Annotated in this window: 7 protein-coding genes; 1 reads left to right on the top strand and 6 read right to left on the bottom strand. The window is 64.6% G+C overall.

Annotated elements, in window-relative coordinates; genetic code table 11:
* On the bottom strand, nt 1–333 hold a 333-nt coding region (locus tag HP546_RS05680), incomplete at its 3' end, for an ACT domain-containing protein (protein WP_372242414.1).
* A gap of 134 nt (nt 334–467) precedes the next feature.
* Between HP546_RS05680 and HP546_RS05675 the strand changes: the two genes are divergently transcribed.
* Nucleotides 468–1,922 carry an AhpA/YtjB family protein gene (locus HP546_RS05675; protein ID WP_172220911.1) on the top strand — a complete coding sequence of 485 codons (1,455 nt, stop codon included), beginning with the start codon at nt 468–470 and terminating at the stop codon, nt 1,920–1,922.
* A 139-nt stretch (nt 1,923–2,061) separates the two neighbouring features.
* Here HP546_RS05675 and HP546_RS05670 read toward each other — a convergent pair whose 3' ends face one another.
* From HP546_RS05670 to parE, 5 genes are all read right to left on the bottom strand, one after another.
* On the bottom strand, nt 2,062–2,772 hold the full coding sequence (locus tag HP546_RS05670) for a membrane integrity-associated transporter subunit PqiC (protein WP_172220908.1): 711 nt from the start codon (nt 2,770–2,772) through the stop codon (nt 2,062–2,064).
* Nucleotides 2,773–2,944: 172 nt separating this feature from the next.
* Nucleotides 2,945–5,203, bottom strand: coding sequence for a DNA topoisomerase IV subunit A (parC, locus tag HP546_RS05665; RefSeq protein ID WP_172220905.1), 2,259 nt, complete (start codon nt 5,201–5,203; stop codon nt 2,945–2,947).
* A 10-nt stretch (nt 5,204–5,213) separates the two neighbouring features.
* Nucleotides 5,214–5,732 carry a TIGR02281 family clan AA aspartic protease gene (locus HP546_RS05660; protein WP_172220902.1) on the bottom strand — a complete coding sequence of 173 codons (519 nt, stop codon included), beginning with the start codon at nt 5,730–5,732 and terminating at the stop codon, nt 5,214–5,216.
* Nucleotides 5,729–6,715 carry an esterase-like activity of phytase family protein gene (locus tag HP546_RS05655; RefSeq protein WP_172220899.1) on the bottom strand — a complete coding sequence of 329 codons (987 nt, stop codon included), beginning with the start codon at nt 6,713–6,715 and terminating at the stop codon, nt 5,729–5,731. Before HP546_RS05655 ends, HP546_RS05660 begins: the two co-directional genes overlap by 4 nt.
* Nucleotides 6,712–8,616, bottom strand: coding sequence for a DNA topoisomerase IV subunit B (gene parE, locus HP546_RS05650; protein ID WP_172220896.1), 1,905 nt, complete (start codon nt 8,614–8,616; stop codon nt 6,712–6,714). Before parE ends, HP546_RS05655 begins: the two co-directional genes overlap by 4 nt.
* Nucleotides 8,617–8,642 lie beyond the last annotated feature (26 nt).

The following is an 8,642-nucleotide window of genomic DNA, read 5'->3' as shown; positions in this document are numbered from 1 at the left end:
CTGCTCGGGGGTGATCTTGCGGCTGAGCAGGGTGACAATATGGCGTGCCTCGCCCTGGCCGTCGGCCCAGTGCTGGTAGTCCGCCTCGGAAATCGGCGTGTAGCGGGCCTGCAGGTTCAGCTCGTGGGCCTTGGCCTGCACGCTTTGCAGCAGGCGGGTTGCCACTTCATTATCGGCGATGTCGACCAGAATGCCGAACGACAAGGTGCCGTGCATGACCGCCAGGCCGATGTCGAGGATGCTCACACCACCCTGCAGCAGGACGCCGGTGATAGCCGCAGTGAGACCGGGACGGTCCTCACCGGTGATGTTGATCAGGACGATTTCGCGCACAACCTGGCTCCGACTTCGATGAAAAATGCGCATTCTACCGATTTTCCATGACCATCGGGCGCCAACGATACTTTGCCGACAAAACCCGGATCGCTATACTGCCCCACACTTCATGCCATTAAGAGCCGAGCTCAGTGAACCGGCCCACGCCCGTCAAAGCAGACAACTTCTTCCTGATGATCTATCGCGCCCTGAGTCAACGTCGCGTGCCGCTGGCACTGCGCATCGCCTGCACCAACATATTCCTGGTGGCACTGGCGCTGGTGATCTATGCCTGCGTGATGGGCCTGCAGTTCAAGCAGGCCATGCACGAGCAGGCCGATGCCCTGGGCCAGAGCCTGACCACGCAGACGGCCACTTCGGCGACCGAGCTGCTGGTCGCCAACGATATCCTCAGCCTCAATGTGCTGCTGGGCAACCTGGTGAAAAACCCGCTGGTGGCTCATGCGGCGATCTACAGCGTGGACAACCGCATCCTCGCCGAGGCCGGCCAGCGCCCCCGCAATAGCCTGCTGGGCGAGGCCGAGGGCCTGTACCAGACCAAGATCAGCTTCCAGGACGTCGCTGCCGGGCAACTGCGCATCAGCCTGGACATGAGCCAGTTCCAGCAGCCGATGCTCATCAGCCTGCAGAGCATGGGCATCCTTGCCGCCATCCTGCTGGTGCTGGCGCTGACCCTGAGCCTGCGCCAGGGCCGCCACATCACGCTGCCGCTGCTGCAGCTGCGGGTATGGCTGCGCGACCCGCAGCCCTATACCCCGGCTACCGACCGCCAGGACGAGATCGGCGACATCGCTCGCCAGCTGCATGCACGCCTGGCCCCGCCGCCACCCGAGCCGGAGCCTGAGGAAGAAGACGATGAGCATTTCGACGACCTCGACGAGCCGGCCCCGGCACCCAAGGCTGCGCCGCGTGCCAAGGTAACCGCCGTGGCCGAAGAGGATGATGACGAAGCCTTCGCCGGCCTGCTGGACGACGACAGTGCGCCGAAAGCCACCGTGGTCGAATCCGACGAGCCGCAGTACAGCGCCGTGCTGGCCGTGCAGCTGGGTTCGCAGGAGCAGTTGCGCCGCCTGCCACGTACCCGCCTGACCGAGCTGACCGAGCGCTACCGCGATTGCCTGGAGCACGCCGCCTCGCTTTACGACGGTGAAACCCACACCCTCAACGATGGCAGCACGCTGGTGCTGTTCCACAGCCGCGAGTGTGGCGAGGACTACCTGACCAACGCCATCTGCTGCGGCGAGCTGTTGCGCGCCCTGGGCCATGCCCTGCAGATCGAGGTGGCCGACAGCGGCATCACCCTGCAGTTGCAGTTGGGCCTGGCCCTGGGTAACGACCTGCACGGGCTGGAGCTGGTCGACCTGCTGATGGCCGAGAAGGCCCAGGATGCCCTGGCGCTGTCGCAGCACAGCCGCAACCTGTTGCTGGTGGAGCGGCAGATCAGCGATGACACATTGATTCGCCAGCGTGCCCGTATTCGTCCAATTGCCAGCCCTGAGGGTGCCTGCTGCGTGGAGCGGCTGATGGAGCCCTACCCGTCGATGCTGGAGCGGCAACTGGCGCGCATGCACGAGCGCCGGGCCTGACAGGCCTGCGTTGGCCCCTGTAGGCGCCGCTCGCGACGCAAGGCCGCTCCTACAGGGACCGCACACAGCTTCAGACTGGTTTATTGCAGATACAAAAAAGCCCGCATGATTGCGGGCTTTTTTGTATCTGGTGGCTCGGTCAGAACCGATAGACTTCCATATCCGTGCGGATCGGCGAGGCCATCGGAATCTTGGATTTCTCCGGCTCTTTCTTCACCTGCACCCGCGCAGCGGGCTTTTTCGGTGGTTCTTCGGCGATGGCCGGCTGGTTGGCCAGCGGCTTGACCGCCGTACTCAGCTGTTCGGCCAGCTTCTGCAGCAGTTGGCCCTGGGCCTGAACCTGCGACGCCTCACTGCCCTCGTGCTGCTGCTCGAGGTGGACAATGCGGTTGTCACGCACATGACCACGGCGGTCGAGCACGCGCCACTGGGCATCCAGGATGGCCGGCTGGTTCTTGCCCGAGTCCAGGCGGGTAATCGACAGCAACACCTGCACATCCGGGCTGAAGCCGGGGGTCGCCGGTGCCAGCACCACGCGCTGGCTGTCCAGGCGCCAGGCGAGCTGGCGTACCAACAGCTGGTCGATGTCCGACGACAGGCTGCCAGCCCAACGACCATCGGTCGCTGAACTCAGGCTGCCATCGGTCTGACGCTGCAGGAACGTCTCGCGTTGCAGGTAATCGGCTACCGATACCGGGCCGAGCACCACGGCCATGCCCGCACTCTGCGAAGGCTGGCCAGGATCACCACTGTCGAGCTGGTACAGGGCAACCGGCTGATGCATGGTGCACCCGCCAAGGCCCAGCAGGCCAGTCATCAACAGCGCAAATGGAAGGCGCAGAAATTTCATCATCCCATCCAGGCGGTTGCCATCTGGCACACCGCAGTGATACATAAAAATTCAAACGGGCACACGGCCACGCCGGCACCACGAGGGCCATATCATCCGCGAAATAGCCGTCCGACTCCAGCATTTCTGCCCGGAACGGCGCTGAAATTGCCGTTCCAGACATTTCTGCCGGTTACGCCGGCACTTCCACCTGCAACCCATCGACGCGCTGGAACCCGCGTGGCAGCTTGCTGCCTCGCCGTCCGCGCTCGCCCTTGTAATGCTCCAGGTCGTCCGCTTTCAGAGACAGGGTACGCTTACCGGCTTGCAATACAAGGGTCGCCCCTTCTGCAATCACGGCCAGATCGGTGACGAACTCTTCTCGACTGGCCACCCGGTCGCCCGGCACGCCAATGATCTTGTTGCCCTTGCCTTTACCCAGCTGGGGCAGGTCGCTGACCTTGAATACCAGCAGGCGGCCTTCGGTGGTCACTGCTGCCAGCCAGTCCTGCTCGCGGTTGGAGACCGGGCGCGGGGTCATCACCTTGGCCCCGTTGGGCAGGCTTAGCAACCCTTTGCCAGCCTTGTTCTTGGCCTGCAGGTCTTCGCCCTTGACCACAAAGCCATAGCCGGCGTCAGAAGCCACCACGTACAACGCGTCGTCCTCCGGCAGCAGCACGCATTCGAAGGTGGCGCCCGGCGGCGGCGTCAGGCGGCCGGTCAGGGGCTCGCCCTGGCCACGCGCCGACGGCAGGCTGTGCGCCGCCAGCGAGTAGCTGCGACCGGTGGAGTCGATAAGCACGGCAAACTGGTTGGAGCGCCCGGCTGCTGCGGCCTTGAAGCCGTCGCCTGCCTTGTAGGAAAGGCCGGTGGCGTCAATGTCATGGCCCTTGGCGCAACGCACCCAGCCCTTCTCCGAAAGCACCACGGTGACGGGCTCGGTGGGCATCAGCTCGTTTTCCGACAGGGCCTTGGCTTCGGCGCGTTCGACGATTGGCGAACGACGATCGTCGCCATAGGTTTCGGCATCCTTGATGAGTTCGCTGCGCACCAGCTTGCGCAGTTTTGCCTCGCTGCCCAGCAGGGCCTGCAGCTTGGCTTGCTCCTTAAGCAGCTCGTCCTGCTCGCCACGGATTTTCATCTCTTCGAGGCGCGCCAGCTGACGCAGACGGGTCTCGAGAATGTATTCGGCCTGAATCTCGGTCAGCTCGAAACGGGCGATAAGGGCCTGCTTGGGGTGCTCCTCGGTACGGATGATGTGGATCACTTCGTCCAGGTTGAGGAACGCGGTGAGCAAACCATCCAACAGGTGCAAACGCTTCTCGACCTTGTCCAGACGGTGCTGCAGGCGGCGACGAACGGTATTGGTGCGGAACTCCAGCCATTCCACCAGGATCATCCGCAAGTTCTTCAACTGCGGCCGGCCGTCGAGGCCGATGATATTGACGTTGACCCGGTAGCTGCTCTCCAGGTCGGTGGTGGCAAACAGGTGCTGCATCAGTTCGGCGGCATCCACGCGGTTCGAGCGCGGGATGATGACGATGCGGCACGGGTTCTCGTGGTCCGACTCGTCACGCAGGTCGGCAACCATCGGCAGCTTCTTGGCCTGCATCTGCGCGGCGATCTGCTCCAGCACCTTGGCCCCGGAGACCTGGTGTGGCAGCGCGGTGACAACGATGTCGCCATCCTCGACACGGTATACGGCGCGCATGCGGATCGAGCCGCGGCCGCTTTCGTACATCTTCTGGATTTCTGCCCGCGGCGTGATGATCTCGGCCTCGGTCGGGTAATCCGGCCCCTGAATGTGCTCGCACAGCTGCTCGATGGTGGCCTTGGGCTCGTCGAGCAGGCGCACGCAGGCGCTGGCCACTTCACGCAGGTTGTGCGGCGGTACGTCGGTGGCCATGCCCACGGCGATACCGGTAGTGCCGTTGAGCAGGATGTTGGGCAGCCGCGCTGGCAGAACAGCGGGCTCCTGCAAGGTGCCGTCGAAGTTCGGCACCCAGTCGACGGTGCCCTGACCGACTTCATTGAGCAGCACTTCGGCGTAGCGCGACAGCCGCGCCTCGGTATAACGCATGGCGGCGAACGACTTCGGATCGTCCGGCGCACCCCAGTTGCCCTGGCCGTCGACCAGGGTGTAACGGTAGCTGAATGGCTGGGCCATCAACACCATGGCTTCGTAGCAGGCCGAATCGCCGTGAGGGTGGAACTTGCCGAGCACGTCACCGACGGTACGCGCCGATTTCTTGTGCTTGGCATCGGCATCGAGCCCCAACTCGCTCATGGCGTAGACGATGCGGCGCTGCACCGGCTTCAGGCCGTCACCGATGTGCGGCAAGGCGCGGTCCATGATCACGTACATGGAATAGTTGAGGTAGGCCTGTTCGGTGAAGTCAGCCAGCGAGCGGCGTTCTACGCCGTCCAGGCTGAGTTCCAGTGAGTCGCTCATGCGGGCCTCGTCATTTCAGGTTCTGGCGCAGCAGCATGGTGCCGCCACGTTGGGTAAATTCAAGTTGTTTCAGGGCACTCATGCCCAGCAATACGGTAGGCCCGTCCAGGCCCGGCACCACGATGGCGCGTACGTCCCGCAGGCGGATATCACCCAGCTGCAGGCTCGCCAGGCGCGTGCGGTAGCCTTCGGTGCGACCGTTGGCGGTACTGAGCAGCACCGGGCTGCCGCGCTGCAGGTTCAGGTCACGGGCCAAGGCCTCGGGGATCGCCACGTCGGTGGCACCGGTATCGAGCATGAAGTGCACCATCTGGCCGTTGATCGCGCCATCCACCACGAAGTGGCCCTGGCCGTTGCCCAACAGGCGTACCTCGATGAAGCCTTCGCCATGCTCGGACTGCACCTGGGCATTAGGGTTGCGCTGGCTGTCTTCCCACTGGCCAAAAAAGCGCGTGGCTAGGAACAACGCCGCCCCCCAGGCGAGGATCATCAGCACCCTGCCCGCACGCTTGCCCGGCGCCTGGCTCATGGCTTGGCGCTCCAGCCGCCGTCCGGCGCGTCGAAGCGCCAGACGATCGGACGGCTTTCGCCATCGGCGCGGTCACCGTTGTTGTTGTCCAGCCCGACCCAGGCGCCCTTGGCGTCGATCACCAGTGCCTCGGCCAGGCCGAATGGCTGATCGTAGCGGCGCATGGGTTGCAGCGCTTCGGCGGCGAACGACCAGCAGCGCTCGACCTTGCCACTGTCGGCATCACGCCGGCAAACCCGGTAAGCGTTGCGTTCCAGGGTAAAAAGCTTGCCCTCGAACCAGGCCAGGTCGGCAAAGTCGCGAGACAGTGCCCGGGCATCGGGCATCTGCGGCGGTTGCATCTCGACCCCGGCCTCACTCAGCAGCACACAGGTACGCCCGCAGGTCCACACCGATTGCTGGCGCTCGATCGCCACAAGGCCGCGGCGCTCGCGCTCGGCCGCCAGCCACAGGCGGTCGCCTGCCGGGTTGATCGCCAGCCCTTCGAACAAGGCATTGAAGTTCAGCAGCATGCCGCTGGCCCGGGCCTGGCGCACCATGGCCGGGTCGATCTTCAACCAGTCCGGCTGGCCGTCCAGCGGCAGTTGCAGCACTGCGGCGTGCGCTTCGCTGACCAGGTACAGGTTGCCGGCCTGGTCACAGGTGATGCCTTCGAAGTCCAGCTCGCCGCCACGAATGTACGACGCCGCCCAGTTGCGCGACTTCAGGCCCCATGGCAGGCCGCTTTCCGGCACCTGCGGGGGGGTGAAGGTGAGCGGTTGCGCGCGCCAGGTCGGGTTCTGCTGGTCGAAGCGGTAGATGCGGTCGTCGTCACGGTCGGACACACCCCACAGCCCGCCACGACACTGCACCAGGCCGGACAGGTTACCACCGCGCATGCCGTCGATCGGGTGTTCGGCACTGAGCTTCAGCTCGGGCCAGTTGCCCGCCAGGCTCGGCAGGGCAACCAGCGCCAGACACGCAGCCAGGCACAGACGAATCAAACCATGACCTCGGCCAGGTTGCCCTTGGTTTCCAGCCAGCTCTTGCGGTCACCGGCGCGCTTCTTGGCCAGCAGCTTGTCCATCAGCTCGCAGGTGGCCTCAACGTCATCCAGGGTCAGCTGCACCAGGCGCCGGGTGTTCGGGTCCATGGTGGTTTCGCGCAGCTGCGGCGGGTTCATCTCGCCCAGGCCCTTGAAGCGGGTGACTTGTGGCTTGCCGCGTTTCTTCTCGGCCACCAGGCGGTCGAGGATGCCGTCACGCTCGGCTTCGTCGAGGGCGTAGTAGATTTCCTTGCCCAGGTCGATGCGGTACAGCGGCGGCATGGCCACATAGACGTGCCCGGCCTCGACCAGCGCGCGGAAGTGCTGGACGAACAGGGCGCACAGCAGCGTGGCGATGTGCAGGCCGTCGGAGTCGGCGTCGGCGAGGATGCAGACCTTGCCGTAACGCAATTGCGCAAGGTCAGTTGCACCGGGGTCGACGCCAATGGCTACGGCAATGTTGTGCACTTCCTGGCTGGCCAGGACTTCGCCTCCGTCCACTTCCCAGGTGTTGAGGATTTTGCCGCGCAGCGGCAGGATCGCCTGGAACTCCTTGTCCCGCGCCTGTTTGGCAGAGCCACCGGCCGAGTCACCCTCGACCAGGAACAGCTCGGCCCGCATCGGGTCCTGGCCCGCGCAATCGGCCAGCTTGCCGGGCAGTGCCGGGCCCTGGGTAATGCGCTTGCGTTCGACCTTCTTGCTGGCCTTGAGGCGGCGACCGGCGTTGCTGATGGCCAGTTCTGCCAGCTGCATGCCCAGCTCGGGGTGACCGTTGAGCCACAGGCTGAAGGCATCCTTGACCACGCCAGAGACAAAAGCAGCCGCTTCGCGCGATGACAGGCGCTCTTTGGTCTGCCCGGAGAACTGCGGGTCCTGCATCTTCATCGACAGCACGAAGGTGATGCGTTCCCAGACGTCTTCCGGGGCCAGTTTCACCCCGCGCGGCAACAGGTTGCGGAATTCGCAGAACTCGCGCATGGCATCCAGCAGGCCTTGGCGCAGGCCGTTGACGTGGGTCCCGCCCTGGGCGGTGGGGATCAGGTTGACGTAGCTTTCCTGAACGCTGTCGCCGCCTTCGGGCAGCCACAGCAGCGCCCAGTCCACGGCCTCCTTGTTGCCGGCCAGGCTGCCGCAGAACGGCTCTTCAGGCAGGCGCTGGAATTCGTTTACCGAGTCGACCAGGTAGGAGCGCAGGCCGTCCTCGTAATGCCACTCGACCTTCTCGCCGCTGGCCTTGTCCTCGAAGCTGACCAGCAGGCCCGGGCACAGCACGGCCTTGGCCTTGAGCACGTGCTTGAGCCGGCTGATGGAAAACTTGGGCGAATCGAAGTACTTGGGGTCGGGGCTGAAGTACACGCTGGTGCCGGTATTGCGCTTGCCGACCGAGCCGACCACCTCCAGCTCGCTGGCCTTGAAGCCATCGGCGAAGGTCATCTGGTATTCGTTGCCGTCACGCTTGACGCGCACGCGCACCTGGGTCGACAGGGCGTTGACCACCGAGATGCCAACGCCGTGCAGGCCACCGGAGAACTGGTAGTTCTTGTTGGAGAACTTGCCGCCGGCGTGCAGCTTGGTGAGGATCAGCTCGACCCCCGACACGCCCTCTTCCGGGTGGATGTCCACCGGCATGCCGCGGCCATCGTCGCTGACTTCCAGCGAGTGGTCGGCATGCAGGATAACCTGCACCGAACGGGCATGGCCGGCCAGGGCTTCGTCGACACTGTTGTCGATGACTTCCTGGGCCAGGTGGTTGGGGCGGCTGGTGTCGGTGTACATGCCCGGCCGTTTGCGCACCGGGTCAAGGCCCGAGAGGACTTCGATGGCGTCTGCGTTATAGGCGCTAGCGCTGGGATTGGCCATAGGGTCTCGTCGTCAGTCTGGTGAAT

Origin of the sequence: Pseudomonas sp. CM25 (genome assembly GCF_013179705.1) — a bacterium.
In the GTDB taxonomy this organism is placed as follows: domain Bacteria; phylum Pseudomonadota; class Gammaproteobacteria; order Pseudomonadales; family Pseudomonadaceae; genus Aquipseudomonas.
This window is presented reverse-complemented; position numbering and strand designations above follow the sequence as displayed.

What these genes read in the sequence shown, in the direction of transcription:
- HP546_RS05660 (WP_172220902.1), bottom strand. Translation starts at nt 5,732, where the DNA reads ATGAGCCAGGCGCCGGGCAAGCGTGCGGGCAGGGTGCTGATGATCCTC.
- parC (WP_172220905.1), bottom strand. Translation starts at nt 5,203, where the DNA reads ATGAGCGACTCACTGGAACTCAGCCTGGACGGCGTAGAACGCCGCTCG.
- HP546_RS05670 (WP_172220908.1), bottom strand. Translation starts at nt 2,772, where the DNA reads ATGAAATTTCTGCGCCTTCCATTTGCGCTGTTGATGACTGGCCTGCTG.
- parE (WP_172220896.1), bottom strand. Translation starts at nt 8,616, where the DNA reads ATGGCCAATCCCAGCGCTAGCGCCTATAACGCAGACGCCATCGAAGTC.